Genomic DNA, 20,747 nt, shown 5'->3' on the forward strand with positions numbered 1-20,747 from the left:
CTTAGGTGCCGACCGAGCGGAGGCCGGTGCAGAGGCTGAGGTAGTCCGGGTGGTCGGGTCCGATGTATCCGTGGCGGATGAGAAAGTCGATGACCACCAGCGAGCAGTTGAACTTGAAGTCGTCGGTGTCGCGCACGCGGGCGGCGACCGCCTCCAGCGGCCACAGCTCGAAGCCGACCAGTTCGCCGTCGCCGTTCACCGGCACGAACGAGGCCGGCAGTTCCAGATCGTAGAGGTAGAGGACGTCGTTGCGGAGGCCCTCGGCGCGCTCGGTGCGGTAGGTGATGATGCCGACCGGGATCGCCGCTGCCGCCAGTGCCGCCGGCATCGAGGCCTCCTCCTCCGCTTCCTTCAGGAGGTTCTCGCGGACGCCGAGGCCCGCCGGCTGGCCGCCCGCGACGATCTGGTCGAGCTTGCCGGGCGCAATGCGTTTGTCGAGGCTGCGCCGGCCGATCCACATGTGGATCTCGCCGCCCTTCCGCACGAAGCCGTTGAGGTGGACGCCGCACGCGCGGATCCCCAGGAGCGGCGCCGCCGAGCGGTCGATGGTGAGCAGGATCGGCGCGCCGCACGCCGGCGTCACGGAATACGCCTCCTCCTTCCAACCCTCGATCACGCCCTGCCCTGCCAGACGGCGCAGCACGGTGTCGACTGCATGGGTTCGCGCGTCCGCGGAGGCGAGGGCCGGCCGCAGATTCACCTGCCCACCGCCGACCTCGAAGACATCGGGAAACCCGGCGAGGCGTTCGGCGAACGCCGGGCGCACATGGCCGACTGAGTGGCCTGCCACGATGAACGGCAGATGCGCCGCGGAATCGAACACCTGGCAAGCGCGGATGCGGTCGAGGAAGCTCACGATGGGCCAGCGCTCAGATGCCGCCCATGCAGAGGTATTTGACTTCGAGGAATTCGTCGATGCCGTATTTGGAGCCTTCGCGGCCGATGCCGGATTCCTTCATGCCGCCGAAGGGGGCGACTTCCGTCGAGATCAGGCCGGTGTTGATGCCGACGATGCCGTATTCGAGCCCCTCGGCCACCCGCCAGACGCGGCCGATGTCGCGGCCGTAGAAATAGGCGGCGAGGCCGAACTCGGTGTCGTTGGCGAGGCGGATCGCCTCCTCTTCGGTGCGGAAGCGGTAGAGGGGCGCCATCGGGCCGAAGGTCTCCTCGCGGCTCACCTGCATCTCCGGCGTCACATCGGCGAGCACCGTCGGCTCGAAGAAGGTGCCGCCGAGGGCGTGGCGGTGGCCGCCGACGACCACGCGGGCGCCCTTCTCCAGCGCGTCGGCGATGTGCGCCTCGACCTTCTCGACCGCGTCCATGTTGATCAGCGGCCCCTGCTCGGCGCCGTCTTCGAACCCGCCGGCGACCTTCAGGCCGGACGCCGCTGCGGCAAGCCTGTCCGCAAACGCGTCATAGACGCTGTCCTGCACCAGGAAGCGGTTGGCGCAGACGCAGGTCTGGCCGGTGTTGCGGTACTTGGAGGCGATGGCGCCGGCGACCGCGGCGTCGAGGTCGGCGTCGTCGAATACGATGAACGGCGCGTTTCCGCCGAGTTCGAACGAGACCTTCTTCATGGTTCCGGCGCACTGCTGCATCAGCGCCTTGCCGATCTCGGTCGAGCCGGTGAAGGTCAGCTTGCGGACGAGAGGGTTCGACGTCAGCTCGCCGCCGATCTTTGAGGCCGAGCCGGTGACGACGTTGAGGACGCCGGCGGGGATGCCGGCGCGTTCCGCCAGCACCGCCAGGGCCAGCGCCGAGAACGGCGTCATGGTGGCCGGCTTGGCGACGACGGTGCAGCCGACCGCCAAAGCCGGCGCGCACTTGCGGGTGATCATCGCGATGGGGAAGTTCCAGGGGGTGATGGAGGCGACGACGCCGATCGGCTCCTTGACGACGACGATGCGCTTGTCGGCCTGGTGCTGCGGAATGGTGTCGCCGTAGACCCGCTTCGCCTCCTCCGCGAACCACTCCACGAACGCCGCACCATAGGCGACCTCGCCGCGGGCCTCGGCGAGCGGCTTGCCCTGTTCGGCGGTCATCAGCCGCGCCAGATCCTCCTGATTCTCCATGATCAGCTCGTACCAGCGGCGGAGCGCGGCGCTTCGCTCCTTGGCGGTCCTCGCCCGCCAGCCGGGGTACGCGCGGTGGGCGGCGACGATGGCGCGGCGGGTCTCCGCGGCGCCCATGTCGGGGACCGACCCGATGACCTGGCCGTCAGCCGGGTTGTCGACGTCGATGGCGCCGCCGCTGTCGGCGTCTATCCACGCCCCGTCCACGTAGCATTGTTGGCGCATCAAGTCGGTGTCACTGACGACCATCGCGATCTCCCTCGTCCGTTCGGCGTTCGACTACCTCTAACGTAAGGCATCCGCAGCCTGGAACAACGGCCGCGGATGCCGGTCTGATGCAGCGGCGCAAACCCGCACTCGCTCAGAAGGCAAGACGTCGCTATAGTGCGGCGCCCGCCCCCCATTCGAGTCCCCGCTTCATGCCCAAACGCACCGACATCAAGTCCATCATGATCATTGGCGCCGGCCCGATCATCATCGGCCAGGCCTGCGAGTTCGATTATTCCGGCGCCCAGGCGTGCAAGGCGCTGAAGGAGGAAGGGTATCGCGTCATCCTCGTCAACTCCAACCCGGCGACGATCATGACCGATCCGGGGCTGGCCGACGCCACCTACATCGAGCCGATCCTGCCGGACCATGTGGAGCAGATCATCGCCCGCGAGCGGCCGGACGCGCTGCTGCCGACCATGGGCGGGCAGACCGGACTGAACACGGCCATGGAGTTGAGCCGCACCGGCGTGCTGGAGCGCTACGGCGTCGAGATGATCGGCGCCGACGAACACGTCATCGCCAAGGCCGAGGACCGGCTCCTGTTCCGGGACGCCATGGCCAACATCGGGCTGGAATGCCCCGTCAGCCGGGTCGTCGAAACCCTGGAAGATGCGCGAGCGGCGCTCGATGAGATGGGGCTGCCGCTGATCATCCGCCCGTCCTTCACCCTCGGCGGCACCGGCGGCGGCATCGCCTACAACAGCGACGAGTACGAGCGCATCGTGCTCGGCGGCTTGGCCGCTTCGCCAGTCCGCCAGGTGCTGATCGAGGAATCGGTGCTGGGCTGGAAGGAGTTCGAGATGGAGGTCGTGCGCGACAGCGCCGACAACTGCATCATCGTCTGCTCCATCGAGAACGTCGATCCGATGGGCATCCACACCGGAGATTCGATCACCGTCGCGCCGGCGCTGACGCTGACCGACAAGGAATACCAGATCATGCGCAACGCCTCGATCGCGGTTCTGCGCGAAATCGGGGTGGAAACCGGCGGCTCCAACGTCCAGTTCGCGGTGTCGCCGGAGACCGGGCGGCTGGTGGTGATCGAGATGAACCCGCGCGTCTCGCGCTCGTCGGCGCTGGCCTCCAAAGCGACCGGCTTCCCCATCGCCAAGATCGCGGCGAAGCTCGCCGTCGGCTATCACCTGGACGAACTGGACAACGACATCACCGGCGTCACCCCGGCGTCGTTCGAGCCGACCATCGACTACGTGGTGACCAAGATCCCGCGGTTCACTTTCGAGAAGTTTCCCGGTACCGAGCCGCTGCTGACAACGTCGATGAAGTCGGTCGGCGAGGCGATGGCGATGGGGCGTTGCTTTGCCGAAAGCCTGCAAAAGGGCCTGCGGTCCATGGAAACCGGGCTTACCGGCCTCAACGAGGTGCTTATCAACGGCGCCGCCGAGCAGGTCCTTGCGGAGGTGGCGTTGCCGCGACCCGATCGGGTGCTGGTGATCGCCGAGGCGTTCCGCCGCGGCATTCCGTACGAACAGATCCGCCGCGCCTGCCACTACGACCGCTGGTTCCTCGACCAGATCAAGGCGCTGGTCGATACCGAGGACGAAGTGCGGGTGCGCGGCCTGCCGACCGACGCGCCCGGCCTGCTGCGCCTCAAGTCGCTCGGCTTCTCGGACGATCGGCTGGCGGAGCTGTCGGGGAAGAGCGTGGCGGAGGTGGCGCTCCGTCGCCGGGTCCTCGGCATCGCGCCGGTCTTCAAGCGGGTCGACACCTGCGCCGCCGAGTTCCGATCGCAGACCTCCTACATGTACTCCACCTACGAGGGGGACGGGGTGATCCCGCCGGAGTGCGAGGCCGAGCCGTCCGACCGCACCAAGGTGGTCATCCTCGGCGGCGGCCCCAACCGCATCGGCCAGGGCATCGAGTTCGACTACTGCTGCGTGCACGCGGCGTATGCCCTCAAGGAGGCCGGCTTCGAGGCGATCATGGTCAACTGCAATCCGGAGACGGTATCGACCGACTACGACACCTCGGACCGCCTCTACTTCGAGCCGCTGACCGATGAGGACGTGATCGAGCTGATCCGCGTCGAGCAATCCCGCGGCCGCCTCGCCGGGGTTATCGTCCAGTTCGGCGGACAGACGCCGCTGAAGCTGGCGCAAGCGCTGTCGGACGCCGGCATCCCCATCCTCGGCACGTCCCCCGACGCTATCGACCTTGCCGAGGACCGCGAGCGCTTCCAGGACCTGCTCCGGCGGCTCGGCCTCCGCCAGCCGGCCAACGGCATCGCGCGGTCGCCGGAAGCAGCGGCGCGTGTGGCGGAATCGATCGGGTACCCTCTGGTGATCCGCCCGTCCTACGTTCTCGGCGGCCGCGCCATGGAGATTATCCACGACCGTCAGAGCCTCGAGCGCTACATCGCCGAGGCGGTGGTATTGTCCGGAAAGAGCCCGGTGCTGCTGGATTCCTACCTGCAGGACGCCATTGAAATCGACGTGGACGCGGTCGCCGACGGTGACGACGTCTTCGTGGCCGGGATCATGCAGCACATCGAGGAGGCCGGCGTTCATTCGGGCGATTCGGCCTGTTCGCTGCCGCCGCACAGCCTGACGGAAGCGACGCTGGTGGAGCTTGAGAAGCAGACCGCGGCGCTCGCCCACGGCCTCGGCGTGGTCGGGCTGATGAACGTGCAGTTCGCGATCAAGGATCAGGAAATCTACATCCTGGAGGTGAATCCGCGCGCCAGCCGCACCGTGCCGTTCGTCGCCAAGTCGATCGGCGTGCCGATCGCCAAGATCGCCGCCCGCGTCATGGCCGGCGAAAAGCTGGCGACCTTCAATCTCGGCAAGCGCGTCCGCCTCGACCATGTTTCGGTCAAGGAAGCAGTGTTCCCGTTTCGGCGGTTTCCCGGGGTCGACATCATTCTGGGGCCGGAGATGAAATCGACCGGCGAGGTGATGGGCATCGACGCCGATTTCGGCCGCGCCTTCGCCAAATCGCAGTTGGCGGCAGGCATCCGCTTGCCGACGGAAGGAGCGGTGCTGATTTCGGTCAAGGATCGCGACAAGGCGGCGGTGGCCGGTTTGGCGACGCGGCTGCGGGATCTCGGCTTCCGGTTGCTCGCCACCGATGGCACCGCGGACTACCTGGAGACGCAGGGCCTTCAAGCGCGGCGCATCAAGAAGGTGCTGGAGGGCCGGCCACACTGCGAGGACGCCATCATTTCCGGCGAGGTGCAGCTTATCATCAACACCACCGAAGGCGCCCAGGCCATCAAGGACAGTTTCTCGATCCGCCGTTCGGCGCTGATCAAGGACGTGCCGCACTGTACCACCATCGCCGGCGCCGCAGCGACGGTGGAGGCGATCGCCGTGCTGTGTGAGGGCGGCAGCCTTGATGTAGCGCCGCTGCAATCGTATTTTACCAGTTCTTTCTGATCACATGCGGCTGCGGGCAGGTCCGATGCGGGCTCGTAGGCGCCCGGAGTGACCTCGCGGAAATCAAAGGATCGTTGCCATGGAACGCATCCCCATGACCCCCGACGGCTTTCGTCATCTGGAAAGCGAATTGAAGCGCCTCCGGACCGAAGAACGGCCCGCCATCATCCAGGCGATCGCCGACGCCAGGGAGCATGGAGACCTGTCTGAAAACGCCGAATATCACGCGGCCCGTGACCGCCAGAGCTTCATCGAGGGGCGGTTGGCGGAACTGGAAGACATCATCAGCCGCGCCGACGTGATCGAGTCGGTGATCCAGAACCCGGATGTCGTGCGCTTCGGCGCCACCGTTGCATTGGCCGACGAGGACACCGAAGAGGAATCGACGTACACGCTGGTCGGCACCTACGAGGCGGACGCGTCGGCAGGACGGCTCTCGGTCACCTCGCCGCTTGGACGGGCGCTGATCGGCAAGGCGCTCGGCGATGTGGTTGAAGTTTCGACGCCGCGTGGCGAAAAGACCTACGAGATCATCAAGATCGCCTACGCGTGAGCCTGCCGGCATCGCGGCTTCAACCGGGAGCACACCCCGCATCATGCCTTCCGCCGACATTCACGACCTGATCGCGGCGCAGATCGACAACGTCCTCGTCGATGCGACGTTCCCTGAACTTCCGGGCCACAGCCGCGGCAAGGTGCGCGACAACTATGACCTGCCGGACGGGCGGCGGATTCTCATCGCCACGGATCGCCAGAGCGCATTCGACAAGGTGCTGGCCGCGGCGCCGTTCAAGGGCCAGGTGCTGACCCAGACGGCGCGCTTCTGGTTCGACGCGACCGAGGACATCGTCGCCAACCACGTGGTCGAGCATCCGGACCCCAACGTCATGGTGGTGCGGGGCCTCCGCATGCTGCCGGTGGAGATGGTCGTCCGCGACTACCTCACCGGCTCCACTTCCACGTCGATCTGGCCGATGTACGAGGCGGGGCGGCGCGAGATGTACGGCGTAACGCTGCCAGACGGCCTCAGAAAGAACCAGAAACTGCCTGCGACGATCCTGACCCCGACCACCAAGGCATCCCACGGCGACCACGACGCGCCGATCACGCCGGCGGAAATCGTCGATCAGGGCCTGTTGACGAAAGAACAATGGGACACGGTGGCCGAAGCGTCGCTCGCCCTGTTCGCCCGCGGCCGCGACATTGCCCGGCAGAACGGCCTGATCCTGGTCGACACCAAGTACGAGTTCGGGCTCGACGCCGACGGCCGCATCGTGCTGGCCGACGAAATCCACACGCCGGACTCCAGCCGCTACTGGCGCCTCGACAGCTACCGGCAGCGGTTCGAGACCGGCGACAACCCGGAGAGCCTGGACAAGGATTTCCTGCGGCTGTGGATTGGCGCCCGCTGCGACCCGTACCGCGACCCGATCCCGGAGATCCCAAGGCAGACGCTGATCGACTTCAGCGCCCGCTATGTCGCCCTCTACGAGACGGTCACCGGCGAGGCATTCATTCCGCCCGATGTCCTCCTGCCCGTCCGCGACCGCATTCGCGACGCTCTGCGCCCGTACGTCCCCTACGCGTGACCTCCTGCTCCGGCACCTGTTCGAGCCATCACCCCTCCCTTATCGCGAGAAGCGTCAAGCGACGTGTCGATTGGGAAACCGGCGCCAACCGGTCGTCCGTCAGGAGCCGGTCTCCGGGGTGCGTCGTGCGCTGATCTTCGCGTTGACGGCGGAGGGGACGGCGCGGCCTCACGCGTCGCCGTCGGCGTGTGGCTCGAGCTCGGGAACGCCATCGGCGTCAAACGGCACTCCCGGGGCGTGTTTGGAGACACGGATGGAGAGCGCCGACTTGACGTGGTTGACATTGGGGGCGGCGGTCAGAGAGTCGGTGACAAAGCGCTGGTAGGCCTCCCAGTTCTCAGCCACCACCTTCAGCAGGAAGTCGGTTTCGCCGGCGAGCATGTGGCACTCCCGCACCTCGGGCCAGCCAACGACCAGGTCCTCAAACGCCTCGAGGTCCTTCTCCGCTTGGCTCGCCAGCCCGATGTGCGCGAACACGGTGACCTGGAAGCCGAGGGCGCGGGCATTCAGATCAGCATGATAGCCGTGGATATAGCCCGCCTCCTCCAGGGCGCGGACCCGGCGCAGGCACGGCGGCGCCGAGATGCCGGCGCGCCGCGCCAACTCTACATTGGTGATGCGCCCATCCTCCTGAAGGTCGCGAAGGATCTGCAGATCGATTCTGTCCAGTTTGACCCGTGGCACGTCCTGTTCCCGCGACATCTTTTGTCGTGCGGAAATTATATTACACGAACACGGGCCCTGCCAAGCAGGCGTTGCCGCTAGCGGCGAACTTGGCGATCGGCCGTCGGTCTTGCCTGAACACGGTCATATATCTATGGTCCGGACGGGACTTGACGAGGCCTCGGAGAGCTTCGAGCGGTGACGGCGATAAGACACAGCAAAGTCGCGATCCTCGGTTCCGGCCCCGCCGGATGCACGGCGGCGATCTATGCCGCGCGCGCCAACCTCGAGCCGATGCTGATCCGCGGCCTGCAACCGGGCGGCCAACTCACCATCACCACCGACGTGGAAAACTACCCGGGGTTCGTGGACCCGGTGCAGGGCCCGTGGCTGATGGAGCAGATGGAGGGTCAGGCGGCGCGGGTCGGCACGGAGATGATCGACGACACCATCACCAGTGTTGATCTCGCCTCGCGACCGTTCCGGCTGGTTGGCGATTCCGGTCAAACATATGGGTGTGACAGCCTGATCATCTGCACCGGAGCTTCGGCACGCTGGCTGGGACTGCCGAGCGAACAGCGGTTCCAGGGGTTCGGCGTCTCGGCGTGCGCGACGTGCGACGGCTTTTTCTATCGCGGCCGGGAAGTCGCGGTGGTTGGCGGCGGCAACACCGCGGTGGAGGAAGCCTTGTTCCTCACCAACTTCGCGACCAGGGTGTGGGTGATCCACCGCCGCGACCAGTTCCGCGCCGAAAAGATTCTCCAGGATCGGCTGTTCCGCAACCCGAAGATCGAAGTGGTCTGGGACTCGGTTGTCCTCGACATCCTCGGCGACGAAGATCCTCCGGGCGTCACTGCGGTGCGCGTTCGGAACACCCGTTCGGATGCGGTGCGCGACGTTCCGGTGCATGGAGTGTTCGTCGCCATCGGTCATGATCCGAACACCCAGATGTTCCGCGGGCGCATCAACATGGACGACGAAGGCTACATCGTCACCGCCGCCGACAGCACCAGGACCAGCGTCGCCGGCGTCTTCGCGGCGGGCGACGTGCAGGACAAGGTGTTCCGACAGGCGGTGACAGCCGCCGGCACCGGATGCATGGCGGCCCTCGAAAGCGAGAAGTTTCTGATGGTCCAGTCCCCCGACATGATCGCCGCAGAATGATTCTCATCGCGCACGGAACGGTTCCGTCATGGACCTAGACAAGCTGCGCGTCTTCCATGCGGTGGCCGACGCCGGCAGCTTCACGCGCGCCGGCGAGGCCCTCAATCTGAGCCAGTCGGCGGTCAGCCGTCAGGTCGGCGCGCTCGAGGAGACGCTGGAAGTGCCGCTGTTTCACCGGCACGCGCGCGGTCTGATGCTGACCGAGCAGGGCGAGATCCTCTACAAGACGGCGCGCGAGGTGCTCGCCAAGCTGACCATGACCCGGGCGCGCATCACCGAGAGCCGCGAGCGGCCGCTCGGCCCTCTCAGGATCACCACCACCATCGCCTTTGGTTCCGTTTGGCTGACGCCGCGGCTCAAGGAATTCCTCGATGAGTTCCCGCACATCGAGCTGTCGCTGGTGCTGACCGACGAGGAGCTGGATCTGTCCATGCGCGAGGCCGACGTCGGCATCCGCATGATGCCGCCGACGCAGGGCGACTTGATCCGGCGGCGGCTGATGTCGATGCAGTATCACGTGTTCGCCGCCCCCTCCTACCTGGCCAAGCACGGCACGCCGCGCTCGGCGTCCGACCTCATCGCCCATCGCCTCGTGGTGTTCGGGGACGATGCGCGCATCCCGGTGCCCAACGTCAACTGGCTGCTCAACGTCGGGCCCGAAGGCGCGCCGCCGTTGAAGCCGTTCCTCAAGGTCAACAGCACGTACGCCATCTTTCGCGGGGTGCAGAGCGGCATCGGCATCGGCGCCCTTCCCCATTACCTCAACCAGGAAACCGCCAACCTCGTCGAGATCCTGCCGGAAATGGTCGGGCCCACCGTCGACGTCTATTTCGTCTATCCGGAGGAGCTGCGGCATTCGAACCGTATCGCCGTGTTCCGCGACTTCCTGTTGCGCAAGGTCGAAGAGCTGACGGCGTCGACGGCGTAGGGCGGCCGCCGCCCACCGGCGTCGCGGGCTATCCCGACGCCGCGAGAAGGCGTCGATAAAGGGACACGTGGCGCTCCGCCCATTGGGCAATCCCATACCGGGAGAGGACCCGCTGCCGGGCGCAGTCGCTCAGGCGCCGGCGCAAGGCGGGCGCCGCGATCAGCGCCAGCAACTGGTCGCTGCATCGCGCGACGTCGCCGGCCGGGAACAACAGGCCGGTCGTTCCGTCCTCGACCATGTCCGGAACGCCGCCGACCGCCGAAGCGACCACCGGCACGCCATAAGCCATGGCCTCCAGCACCGCCATCGGCGTGCCTTCGCTCACAGACGTGAGGGCGAGGATGTCGAGCGCCGCGTACACGTCCGCGATGGCGTCCACATGGCCGGCGAAGATCACGGTGTCGCGCAAGCCCAGGTCAGCGACGTGCCGCACGAGGCCATCCCGCTCCGGGCCTTCGCCGACGATCAGCAGTTGCACCCGTCGCTCGGCAACGCGGCTGCGCAGATCGGCGATGGCGCGCAACAGCGAAGGCAAGTCCTTCTCCCGGGCCAACCGGCCGACGGCGCCGATCCAGATCGCATCCGGGTCCAGATCGTACCGCTGCGCCAGTACCGAGCGCGCGCCGGCCGGCGGCAGCAGGGCGGCGTCGACATCGATGCCGTTCGGGATGGTCTCCATCCTCCCGGCGAGCGTCGGGATCCTGGAATAGGCCGTCGTGATGGGCCGGGCGCAGCCGATGACGGCGTCCGACAGCAGCGCGCCGGCGCCAACGAGAGACTTGACGTGAACGGTTTTCAACCGCGACCGACGTCCCATGCCGTGCAGGGTAAAGACGCTTCGACGGACCGCCCCCGCCGCCTTCAAGATGGGAGAGATGAAGCACGCAGCCTTGTAGGAATGGCTGTGGACGATGTCGATGCTGTCGCGACGGCACGCCGCGACAATGGTGCGCATGAGCGCCAGCGACATCGGCTGATGGATTGGATGGACGTCATAATCCAGGCCGAATGCGTCGATTCTCGCGGTCAGGCTGCGGCAGGCGGCTTCGCCGCTCCGCGCCTCAAGGATCAGGTAGAGTTTCGACAGTTCGACCACCGGCGCCAGGGCGCGGGTCAGTTCGCAGGCGACCCGCTCGGCGCCGGCATAATGTCCACTGCAGAGGATCTGGGCGACACGCACATCAGGCCTCTTTGCTGCCATGACTCGCAGCTATCATATCGCGATTGCATTAATGAGCGATATCCAACCGCCGGACGCGCCGCCCGGCCACCCGGAGACGCGTCGATTGCGCTGGCTCATCATGTCGCATACACTACTTTGAGTTGACGAACTGCATTCCGGAAGGGCCCTGCTGTTGATGAGCCGAGAATTTTGCCGACTGCTCCTGCGCTTGAGTGTGATCGCCGTCGCGGTTTCGGCACCGATCGCGGCATCGCAGGCGCTTGGCAGTGCAGGCGTCGATCCGGGCGCCAAACCAAGGTGCGCCGAAGGTTATGTGCGGGCTTATGGGTCGCGCGCGCCCTGGAACATTCCGGTCAAGGGGTTGCCGCTGGAGGACCCGGAGACGGAAGCGGACCTTGTGCGGGCGTTGCTCGCAGCGAGCGGCAATGGCGCATTGGCGATCGGCACCATCCAGAGCAACCTGGCCGTGTACCGGGCGACCGCCGACACTCCGCGCGTAGAGATCATCGCCGACAATCATCCCGAATGGGGCAACCTGCGGAGCGGACAGCGGGTGCCGTGGGATCCGCGTTGGCCGGTTTGGCTGGGGCCGGCCAGGACGGACCGCGGCGCCGTGGTGCTGGAGATGGATACCGGCCGGGAATGGAACCTGAACGGCGTGCGCGGACTGCAGGCGGACGGGCGACTGCTGGTGAGACGCGGCAACCTGGTGGTCACCTCCGGGCGCGCGCACCACCCGATCACTGCGCCGCCCGCTGACTGGCGCACCTACGAGGGGTCGATGCGAGGCCTGCGGGCGTGCGGAATCCAGACGTTCGCGATGCTGACGACCGCGGAAGAATGGCGGCAGGGCTACATCCCGCACGCCGTGCCCCTGCTCGTGCATGGCGGCCACCCGCGCGCGTACCGGGCCCCCGCGACGTCGCCCCACGGGAACAACCGCTGGAGCAACGCCGCCTTTCCGCCTCTCGGCACGCGCTACTTTCTCGACATCAGCGACGCCGAAATCGAGGCGGCCGTGCACAGCAGCCGCAAGAATGAACAAGAGTACCTGGTCGGGCTACGGGCATTCCTGGTTGCCCTTCGCGATTACGGCGGCTTTGTCTGCGACGGCAACGCGTCGAAGCACATCGGCACGTGGATAGAGACGGTCACGACTGCCGGATGGTCGTTCTCCAACCCCGGCTACGACATCTCGCCGTGGTTCAAACGCCACAATGACAGATGGCGCGCGATCGTTGCGAGCGACCGCTACCCGGCGAAGGCGCGGTCTTCTGAAGTTTGCGGTCGCTAGCGCACCGGCGCATTCAAAGACGAATGCGCGGTCGCTGCACGTAACCGTCTGATCCCGTGGCGCGGCGCCGGACGCAAGGCAGCGGATCAGGCAGTGCGCGCCTTGAGTCGGAATGACTTCTCGACGGTGGCGAGGATCTTGTCGACGCGCGCCTCCCAACTCATGTTCATCACCGCCTCCCTGCGCTGCTTGCTGCGGGCGGGCGTATCTTCCGTCAAGGCAATCTCGATCTTGGCAACGAAGTCGTCCGCACCGTGCGCGACGCCGATGCAGTGGGCGAACCGATCGATCTCGGGGTTCGAGACCGACACGATTGGCTTGCCGGTCGCCAGGTACTCCCGCAGCTTGAGGGGATTGGCGTTCATCACCTGTTGATTGCGGAGGTACGGAATGATGGCGACGTCGAACGCCTTCGCCCAGCGCGGAAGCTCGGCGTATGGCTGAGGCCCGGCAAACACGACATTGGGCAGCGCCTTGAGGGAGGACACATCGGTCGCCACCGGACCGACGATCAGGAGCGTCCACTCCGGATGACTGCGCGCGATCCGCTCCATCAGGGCCACGTCGATCCAGGCGCCGAGCATGCCGAAGAATCCGATCACCGGATGCTTGAGGCCAGCGGCGGCATCGGGCACCGGCGTTGCCGGGTCGGACGCTCGAGCGAACAGATCGACGTCGACGCCGTGGGGCGCATACACCGCAGTGGCGTTCAGCCGCTGCTTTTCCCGTAGCAGGCTCGGCGGCGCCACGAACACCTGATCGGCGACTTCGGTCAACGACGCATCCATGCGGGTCAGCGCCTCGCGATCGGCGTCGGGGAACGCAGCATAGTCGTCGATGCAGTGGTAGACGGTGAACCGTTCGCCGAGGTGGCCCGCAAGAAACCCTGGATGCGGCTGGTCGAACCAGAGGATGAAATCCTTGAACCCGACATCCCGGATCGCCTTCCGCACGGCGGCCGTGCCGAAGCATCGATTAAGCCATGGCACCACCGGCAGGGAGCGGAATGGAAGCTGGGGCACCGTAGACAGCCACATTTCGTGGCGCTTGTTGCTTTGCAGTCGTCGCGGCGGCTGCAACGACTGGCAAACCGTCCGCCCGATCTTCGCGAAGTCCTTGCCGTTGACGGATGGCCGGCGCCGTCCCGGCACTTCTACATAGAGGAGGGGAAAGCGGTCGACGAGGCGGTCCACGATGTGGTGGCCGGACGTGGAGTTACCGACAAACCAGCCGCCGCCGAAGTAGACGATGCCGCAGTCGCTGAGCTTTGACGCGCGCCGATTGCAGTGTTCCACAAGAGTCCGACGGTTGCTCCGGCTTGCGTTCAATGCATCAACACTGCCCATGATCATCGCCATAGCCTTTCATTGTTCGGTCCAGCAGTTAGAGGGCGACATCCCGGCACGGCGCCCATTCATGCATGACGGTTCCGACCGCGCTTGCCGCGCCGGTCGATGCACCTTGACGCTGCTCGAACTCTCGCGTCCGCTCGAAAACCGCCGAATGGCTCCAAACCCAACATCGCCTCCCCTGCTCCGATCTCGAATAAGTTTATCACTCAAGAATACAACTTGTATACGGTACAAAAAAACAGATCCGGGTGGTCGGAGCGGGCGCCTTGGTATTGCTCATCCGCGGTACCCATCGGCATCTAGGGTAGAACCCTTATGGGGTGGATGATTTTGGGCCTCCAGGATGCGAAAATGCCACATGTGCGAGCGTTCTCCGCCAAAATCGGGGTCACTGTACCAAAACAACTTCAGGTTGTCTATAATTAGTACATCTAATGGGCGGCGCCAACGGCCCTGATTCGCGCGCTCGCAGCAGCAACATCGTCGCCCGCCGGCAGGCCGCGAGCACGGCCGCCCGGTCTTTCCCCTTGATTCCCCGCCGTGGGTCGGTAGGTTTCTCGATCCGTGCTCCGACCCGGAGCCACGGGTTACGTCAGGCGTTGCGGCGCGCATCGCGTTCCATAACAGTTTCAATCCGGGAGGACGTTTGTGACCCAGAAACAGCCTGCCGCCCCCCGTTGCGCCGCCCTCGTCGGCCCGTACGTCAGCGGCAAGACGACCCTGTTGGAGAGCATTTTGTTCCGCACCGGCGCCATCACGCGCAAGGGCAGCGTGAAGGAAGGCAACATGGTCGGCGATGCGTCGCAGGAAGCCCGCGACCGCCAGATGAGTACGGAAGTCAACGTCGCCACCACCACGTATCTGGACGAGACCTGGACCTTCCTCGATTGCCCCGGTTCGATCGAATTGATGCAGGAGGCTTTCAGTGCGTTGATGGTGGTTGATTCGGCGGTCATCGTCTGCGAGCCGGAGCCCGAAAAAGCCCTGACCCTGGCGCCGCTGTTCCGCTTCCTCGACCAGCACGCCATCCCGCACATGGTGTTCATCAACAAGGCGGACAGCCCGTCGATCGAAATCCGCGCGTCGCTGGAAGCATTGCAGGCCGTTTCCAATCGACCGTTGGTGCTTCGTGAGATTCCCATTCGGGAGGGCGAGCAGATCACCGGCTTCGTCGATCTTGTCTCCGAGCGGGCCTTCCGGTGGCGACCCGGCGACGCATCGGAGCTGATCCAGCTTCCCGAAGCCGTCGCAGAGCGCGAGCAGGAGGCACGAGTAGGGATGCTCGAGGCGCTCGCCGACTTCGACGACATGCTCCTCGAGCAGCTCCTGGAAGACGTCATCCCGTCCAGCAACGAGATCTATGCCAGCCTCACCCGCGACCTGCAGCAGGACCAGATCGTGCCGGTGTTCTTCGGCTCGGCCGAGGGCATGCACGGCATCACGCGGCTGTTGAAGGCGCTCCGCCATGAGGCCCCCGAACCGGCGATCACCGCAGCCCGCCTGCAGATCGACGCCGGCGGCGAGCCGTGTGCGCGGGTGTTCAAGACCTTGCACGCCGCCCACACCGGCAAGCTGTCCCTGGCCCGGGTGTTCCATGGCGAGATCACGGACGGCATGACGCTCGGCGGCGAGCGGTTGAGCGGCATCAGTCGCATGGTCGGCCAGAAGACGGAAAAGGTCCCGAGCGCCGGTTCCGGCGAGGTCGTCGCTTTCGGCCGCATGGACAGCGTCGCCACCGGCGCCCTCCTCTCTCCCTCCGGCAAGGCCACCGGGGGGGCGTGGCCGGAGCCGCTGAAGCCGTTGTTCTCCGTGGCCATCCGCGCCAGGCAACGCTCGGACGAGGTCAAGCTGACCGGGGCGCTGGCGCGCCTTACCGACGAGGATTTGTCGTTGAGCTTCGGCCACGACCCGGACACCGGCGAGTTCCTGCTCTGGGGCCAAGGCGAGATGCACCTGCTCATCGCCGTCGACCGGCTGCGCAACCGGTACAACATGGAAGTGGAATCGAGCCGCCCGCAGGTGCCGTACAAGGAAACCATCCGCGGCTCGGTCAGCGAGCACGCCCGGCACAAGAAGCAGTCGGGCGGCCACGGCGAGTTCGGCGACGTCCATATCGACATTCGCCCGCTGCCGCGCGGCAGCGGCTTCGCGTTCTCGGAAACCGTCACCGGCGGCGCCGTGCCCAAGAACTATTTCGGCGCGGTCGAGACCGGCATCCGAGATACGCTCAACCGCGGGCCGCTGGGTTTCCCCGTCGTCGATGTGGCGGCGACGCTGACCGACGGCCAGTATCACTCGGTCGACAGCTCCGACATGGCGTTCCGCAAGGCCGGCGCGATGGCCATGCGCGAGGGTATGCGCAAATGCAGCCCGGTGTTGCTGGAGCCCATCTTCAACGTGCGCATTGCGGTGCCGACGGAGTTCACGTCGCGGGTGCAGCGCATCGTCTCCAGCCGCCGCGGTCAGATCCTCGGCTTCGAGCCCAAGGATGGCTGGGCCGGCTGGGACGAAGTGTCTGTCCAGCTACCGCAGGCGGAGATGCACGGACTGATCGTCGAACTGCGCTCCTCGACCCTCGGCGTCGGCACTTTCGAATGGGAATTCGACCACCTGCAAGAGCTGGTCGGCAAGCTCGCCGACGACATCGTCGCCCAGCGCGCCCAGGACCAGAGCTGACCGTCGCGGCGCGGCGCGCCTAGGCGCGGCGAGGCGAGGCGGCGCGGCGCGGCGCGCGAGGCGTCAGCCGACGTGGCCGCTCGATAAAAAGGGAATTGCCGGGGAAAAAGAAAATGCCGGGCTAAAAAGCCCGGCAAGTCTAGCAGGGAGGCTTCACGTCTAGGGAGACGTAGGACCCGTTGGGAACGAGCCCTGTATTCGAGCCTTGCGCTCGAAACCGGAAAACTCGTGATGCTGCGATGCAACATCTAACTTTGATGTATAGCAGCCATTTCGCAGAAGCAACATAGATTTTGATGCATCGCACCCATGCGCGCCGCGCATAAAGGTAGAAAGCCCAGACGCCTTTCCCGCGGCAGGCGCTCAAAATGCCAACCGCCGCGCCTGCACCCCCAAACGCGCACGATAAGTGCCGGTTTTGGGTGACGTATATGCTTTCACCGTTACTGCCGCGCGGAACATGTGATAAAAATGGCATAATCGTTCCGCTCGGAGGTTACTGAAATCTTGTCGGCCGAGCCGCAACTACCGCTCGTTCGCACGCGATTGATTTTCCGGTGCAAAGAACAACTCCGTCTGCCGGCTCATGCCGGCTTCGCTTGGCGCGGCGCCTTTGGCTCTGCCCTCAAGCGCACCGTTTGCGCAATGCGCATGAGGCCGTGCCAGGGCTGCATGCTCAGCGCCAGTTGCATTTATCCATACGTTTTTGAAACCCCTCCGCCGGCGACGGCAGAGAGGATGACCCGCTACGAACGCGTCCCCAATCCATTCTCTCTCTACGCCGGACCTATCGCGACGCGAGTTTGCGAGGAGGGGGACGCTCTTCCGCTTGAACTCACCATCTTCGGCCATGCCTCGCGCCACCTCGGCTATTTCGTGCGAGCGTTCGAGATCGCTGGTGAGCACGGCCTGACCGCGCGCCGGGTGCCGGTCGCGCTCATGCGGGCCGAACGGCTTCCGCTCAACGAGGATGGAGAGCCGGAAACGATATACGAAGCAAACAGCTTCATCAGGTTGCCGCAGCCCGCGGAAGTGTTCCCGCCGCAGTGTCCGGGGCGGGTCGTGGTAAGGGTTGTCACTCCGCTTCGGCTCAAGGAGGCGGGCAACCTCGTCGCCCCTGAACGTTTTGCCGCGCGGCACTTGTTGTCGAGCCTCGTCCGCCGCGTCTCGATGCTCATGTACTTCCATGGCGAAAGCGCGCTGGCGGCCGATTTCCAGCAACTCAAGCGTCTCGCGCAGGGCGTCGATATCTTCGCTCAGAGCCTGCGCTGGGCCGATCTTGTTCGCAGCTCCTCGCGTCAACGCACGCTGATGCAGATGGGCGGAATTGTCGGCAGCGTTGGCCTGGACCTCTGCCGCGCAGAGGCGCTTTGGCCCTACCTGTGGCTCGGTCAGTACATCCAGGCGGGCAAGGGCACGACCATGGGCCTCGGTCACTACCGGCTCGCCACTACCGGCGAGCCCGACCTGTGATCCTGTCCCGATCCTCCGCCAGAGGCACTGCAAGGACAAGGTATCGGCCGATTGTATCGACCAACCAGCCGGAAGGTAACGTCTGCGATGGCAAGATCAGAAGTTGCAAGCATCGACGAGGTGGCGCTTGGCGCTTTCTTCGAGGATATCGGCAAGTTCATGCAACCCGCCTTTGGCAGCAGCCGGACCATGGCCGCCGCAGTGAAATCCCGGGAAAGCGACGTGCTGCCCCCCGACGGACACGGCGGCTACAGCCACAAGCACGCCCTTTTGACCGATGCGTTCTTCGAATGGATGGAACGGCGGAACCTTGCATTTCCGCACGGCATCGACAGCAACCACGTTCGCGAGTGCGCCGTCTACCATCACAGTCCCCGCACGCCGCTCCACTGGCTGTCTGCAATCGCCGACCGGCTTTCGGCCGGCATGGATCGCGAGGCGGGGGACGAAGTCGAAGAACGCAAACAGGACGACAAGGGCTGGGACGCGTTCCGGCGCGTTCCGCTTGAAAGCGTTTTCAGAAACGTCAATCTTGCCCTGGGAACACCGAAGGATTCCTTTTACGGCGTTGAGGCATTGACGCCGACGGCGATGTTCCCCGGGAAAATCAACCGCACCGGCCTGCCTGATGCATACGCGCGGCTGTGGGAGGCGTTTGGAGAGGCTTTCGCCAGCCTTTGTGATGTTTCCGTAAGCGTCGAACAGTTCCACGAGGGGCTTTTGGCACTCTCGGAACGCTTCACCTGGGCCATCCCTTCCTCGACCGTTGATCAGCCAGATGTCTCCCTGCACGATCACAATCGGACCGTTGCCGCCTTCGCCGCCTGCCTGTACCGGCATCACGAGGCGCATGGCGAACTTGGCGACGAGAAGGCCATCAAGGACCGCGAGCGTGCGAAGTTTCGGGTGGTGGTCGGAGATTTGTCGGGGATCCAGTCGAGCCTGTTCCGCCTCAAGAGCGAGGGCGTGAAGGGTGTCAACCGCATCCTGCGCGCCCGCTCGTTCCTGATCAGCCAGATTTGCGAGGCGGCGGCCTGGAAGTGCCGCCGGGTCTTCGGCCTCCCGCCGTACTGCCTCTTGCAGGGCGCCGGCGGACGGTTCCAGATCCTCGTTCCGGAATTGGCGGATGTGGAAGCAACCGTCGAGGGTCTGCGCCGCGAGATCGACAAGTGGATGCTCGATCGCTACGTGGGCGATCTGGTGATGAGTCTGGCTCTCAGCCCGCCACTCTCCGGCGCCGACTTCAACCAGAAGACATTCGGGGAAACCCAGCAGCGGATCGCGGCATGCGTCGAGGAGGCCAAGCAACGCCCCCTTGCGTCGATCCTCGCCAATTCTGGCCGGGGCTTGGAGGAGAGCGTGCGGCGCGTCGATTTCCCCGCCGCAGGTGCCTGCCCAACTTGTGGCGTGCGACCTGTTCCCGCCGACGCGAAGGGCGACACACAAGACGATATCAAGCGCTGTCCTGCGTGCGCGGACGAGGCCCGATGGGGGCAAACACTGCCAAAAGCCGTCGCTGTGACCTGGGGGACGGAAGAAAGCATCGGATCGCTGCTTGGCAGTGTTGCTCTAACGGTTCACGACAGGGCGTTCGAGGTCCATACCGACCTCAACGCGCGGCGGGCTGTCATCTCCGGTTGGCGGCTGCGCGGCAGGGAAGGCCATGGCTCGTTTCCGGCCGCAGACCGGTTCCTCGCCAACCATGTGCCAACGCTGCAACGGGACGATGATGTCCACGGCCGTTACGCGGACCTGAGCAAGGAGGCGAAGGAAGTCTCCGAGGAAGGAAAGGTCAAGCTGCTCGAACACTTGGCCGCCGACGCGCGGGAGTGGCTCGATTCCCAACAGCGCTTTGTCGGCCGCGCAATGCTGTCGGTGGTCAAGGCCGATGTCGACCGGCTTGGCTTTGTGTTCGGCCATGGCCTTGGCGATCGCATCTCGGTGGGGCGGGCCGCCCAGCTCTCCCGAATGATCGATTCGTTCTTCACCGGCTATCTCGACCACCTGATCCGGACCGAATTTCGTAACACCTACACCGTCTACGCCGGTGGCGATGACGTTCTCCTGATCGCGCCATGGCGGGACGGCATCAGACTCGCCGCGCGCCTGCAAGACGACTTCGGCCGGTTTGTAGGCCACAACCCCAATATCACGCTTTCCGCCGGCATCGAGTTTGTCAGCCCCGATGAGCCTCTGAACAGAGCAGTGCGCCGGGCCGAGGACCGCCTTAAACGGGCCAAGGCCGATGACGGCCTTGAGGGCGCCAAGAAGGTCGGGCGGAATCGCGTCTGCCTGGTTGTCGAGGATCCGATCCCGTGGACCGGTGGCGTCGGCTCCCTGGAATGGGCGATCGAGCGGGCCGAATGGCTGAACGGGCTAATCCGCGAGGGCAGTCTTCCCGCGACGTTCCTCTACAAAATGCTGAGCCTGGACAGCCAGCGGCGGGAGGTCGAGAGCGGGAGGAACCCGGCGGCTGCCAACTGGCGCGCGCGCTGGGGGTATCACCTGGCGCGCCTGCGCGAGCGTCTTGGCGCCGCAACGGCCCAGGCGCTCTGCGCGGACCTCGATGAACTTATGGGCGGCAACCTCTCCTCAATGTCACCGGCGGCTGAAAGCCGCCGCGTTGCCGATCTGCCGGACCCGCGCCTTCCCATCACCATCGCTATCTACCGCAACCGCTAAAACGCAACA

Annotated in this window: 14 protein-coding genes; 9 read left to right on the forward strand and 5 right to left on the reverse strand. The window is 65.5% G+C overall.

Annotation, left to right across the window (positions count from 1 at the left end):
* Position 1: 1 nt before the first annotated feature.
* Together IPM60_12465 and gabD are read right to left on the reverse strand one after the other, a co-directional pair.
* On the reverse strand, positions 2-856 hold the full coding sequence (locus tag IPM60_12465) for a DUF4743 domain-containing protein (protein MBK8908676.1): 855 nt from the start codon (positions 854-856) through the stop codon (positions 2-4).
* 13 nt (positions 857-869) lie between these two features.
* Positions 870-2,321 carry an NADP-dependent succinate-semialdehyde dehydrogenase gene (gene gabD, locus IPM60_12470; GenBank protein MBK8908677.1) on the reverse strand — a complete coding sequence of 484 codons (1,452 nt, stop codon included), beginning with the start codon at positions 2,319-2,321 and terminating at the stop codon, positions 870-872.
* A 170-nt stretch (positions 2,322-2,491) separates the two neighbouring features.
* Between gabD and carB the strand changes: the two genes are divergently transcribed.
* The 3 genes from carB (at position 2,492) to IPM60_12485 (ending at position 7,323) form a co-directional block, all read left to right on the forward strand.
* The gene (gene carB / locus IPM60_12475; protein ID MBK8908678.1) at positions 2,492-5,734 is read left to right on the forward strand and encodes a carbamoyl-phosphate synthase large subunit; all 3,243 of its coding nucleotides are present in this window, start codon (positions 2,492-2,494) and stop codon (positions 5,732-5,734) included.
* 79 nt (positions 5,735-5,813) lie between these two features.
* Entirely contained in the window at positions 5,814-6,287 is a 474-nt protein-coding gene (gene greA, locus IPM60_12480; protein ID MBK8908679.1) for a transcription elongation factor GreA, read from the forward strand.
* Between the two features lie 43 nt (positions 6,288-6,330).
* Positions 6,331-7,323 (forward strand): phosphoribosylaminoimidazolesuccinocarboxamide synthase, encoded by a 993-nt coding sequence (locus tag IPM60_12485; protein MBK8908680.1) that lies wholly within the window; start codon positions 6,331-6,333, stop codon positions 7,321-7,323.
* Between the two features lie 168 nt (positions 7,324-7,491).
* Here IPM60_12485 and IPM60_12490 read toward each other — a convergent pair whose 3' ends face one another.
* Positions 7,492-8,007, reverse strand: coding sequence for an Lrp/AsnC family transcriptional regulator (locus IPM60_12490; protein MBK8908681.1), 516 nt, complete (start codon positions 8,005-8,007; stop codon positions 7,492-7,494).
* Between the two features lie 177 nt (positions 8,008-8,184).
* On the opposite strand from IPM60_12490, the gene trxB reads away from it, so the two are divergent.
* Entirely contained in the window at positions 8,185-9,150 is a 966-nt protein-coding gene (trxB, locus tag IPM60_12495; protein ID MBK8908682.1) for a thioredoxin-disulfide reductase, read from the forward strand.
* 28 nt (positions 9,151-9,178) lie between these two features.
* Positions 9,179-10,078 (forward strand): LysR family transcriptional regulator, encoded by a 900-nt coding sequence (locus IPM60_12500; GenBank protein ID MBK8908683.1) that lies wholly within the window; start codon positions 9,179-9,181, stop codon positions 10,076-10,078.
* 28 nt (positions 10,079-10,106) lie between these two features.
* On the opposite strand, the gene IPM60_12505 is transcribed toward IPM60_12500, so the two are convergent.
* Entirely contained in the window at positions 10,107-11,279 is a 1,173-nt protein-coding gene (locus tag IPM60_12505) for a glycosyltransferase (GenBank protein ID MBK8908684.1), read from the reverse strand.
* A 157-nt stretch (positions 11,280-11,436) separates the two neighbouring features.
* Here IPM60_12505 and IPM60_12510 point away from each other — a divergent pair, with 157 nt between their 5' ends.
* Positions 11,437-12,555, forward strand: coding sequence for a hypothetical protein (locus tag IPM60_12510; protein ID MBK8908685.1), 1,119 nt, complete (start codon positions 11,437-11,439; stop codon positions 12,553-12,555).
* Between the two features lie 86 nt (positions 12,556-12,641).
* On the opposite strand, the gene IPM60_12515 is transcribed toward IPM60_12510, so the two are convergent.
* Entirely contained in the window at positions 12,642-13,907 is a 1,266-nt protein-coding gene (locus tag IPM60_12515) for a glycosyltransferase (protein MBK8908686.1), read from the reverse strand.
* Between the two features lie 648 nt (positions 13,908-14,555).
* Here IPM60_12515 and IPM60_12520 point away from each other — a divergent pair.
* The 3 genes from IPM60_12520 (at position 14,556) to cas10 (ending at position 20,738) form a co-directional block, all read left to right on the forward strand.
* Positions 14,556-16,583, forward strand: a complete 2,028-nt coding sequence (locus IPM60_12520; protein MBK8908687.1) for an elongation factor G — start codon at positions 14,556-14,558, stop codon at positions 16,581-16,583.
* 738 nt (positions 16,584-17,321) lie between these two features.
* Positions 17,322-18,056, forward strand: a complete 735-nt coding sequence (gene cas6, locus IPM60_12525) for a CRISPR system precrRNA processing endoribonuclease RAMP protein Cas6 (protein MBK8908688.1) — start codon at positions 17,322-17,324, stop codon at positions 18,054-18,056.
* An 87-nt stretch (positions 18,057-18,143) separates the two neighbouring features.
* Positions 18,144-20,738, forward strand: coding sequence for a type III-A CRISPR-associated protein Cas10/Csm1 (gene cas10 / locus IPM60_12530; protein MBK8908689.1), 2,595 nt, complete (start codon positions 18,144-18,146; stop codon positions 20,736-20,738).
* Positions 20,739-20,747: the final 9 nt, after the last annotated feature.

It is taken from the genome of Rhodospirillales bacterium, from assembly GCA_016710335.1.
Taxonomy (GTDB): Bacteria; Pseudomonadota; Alphaproteobacteria; order Rhodospirillales; family Defluviicoccaceae; genus JADJXQ01.

Coding starts and splice junctions, on each gene's coding strand:
- carB (MBK8908678.1), top strand. CDS start 2,492: ATGCCCAAACGCACCGACATCAAGTCCATCATGATCATTGGCGCCGGC.
- IPM60_12500 (MBK8908683.1), top strand. CDS start 9,179: ATGGACCTAGACAAGCTGCGCGTCTTCCATGCGGTGGCCGACGCCGGC.
- IPM60_12485 (MBK8908680.1), top strand. CDS start 6,331: ATGCCTTCCGCCGACATTCACGACCTGATCGCGGCGCAGATCGACAAC.
- IPM60_12505 (MBK8908684.1), bottom strand. CDS start 11,279: ATGGCAGCAAAGAGGCCTGATGTGCGTGTCGCCCAGATCCTCTGCAGT.
- gabD (MBK8908677.1), bottom strand. CDS start 2,321: ATGGTCGTCAGTGACACCGACTTGATGCGCCAACAATGCTACGTGGAC.
- IPM60_12515 (MBK8908686.1), bottom strand. CDS start 13,907: ATGATCATGGGCAGTGTTGATGCATTGAACGCAAGCCGGAGCAACCGT.
- IPM60_12510 (MBK8908685.1), top strand. CDS start 11,437: ATGAGCCGAGAATTTTGCCGACTGCTCCTGCGCTTGAGTGTGATCGCC.
- cas10 (MBK8908689.1), top strand. CDS start 18,144: ATGGCAAGATCAGAAGTTGCAAGCATCGACGAGGTGGCGCTTGGCGCT.
- cas6 (MBK8908688.1), top strand. CDS start 17,322: ATGACCCGCTACGAACGCGTCCCCAATCCATTCTCTCTCTACGCCGGA.
- greA (MBK8908679.1), top strand. CDS start 5,814: ATGGAACGCATCCCCATGACCCCCGACGGCTTTCGTCATCTGGAAAGC.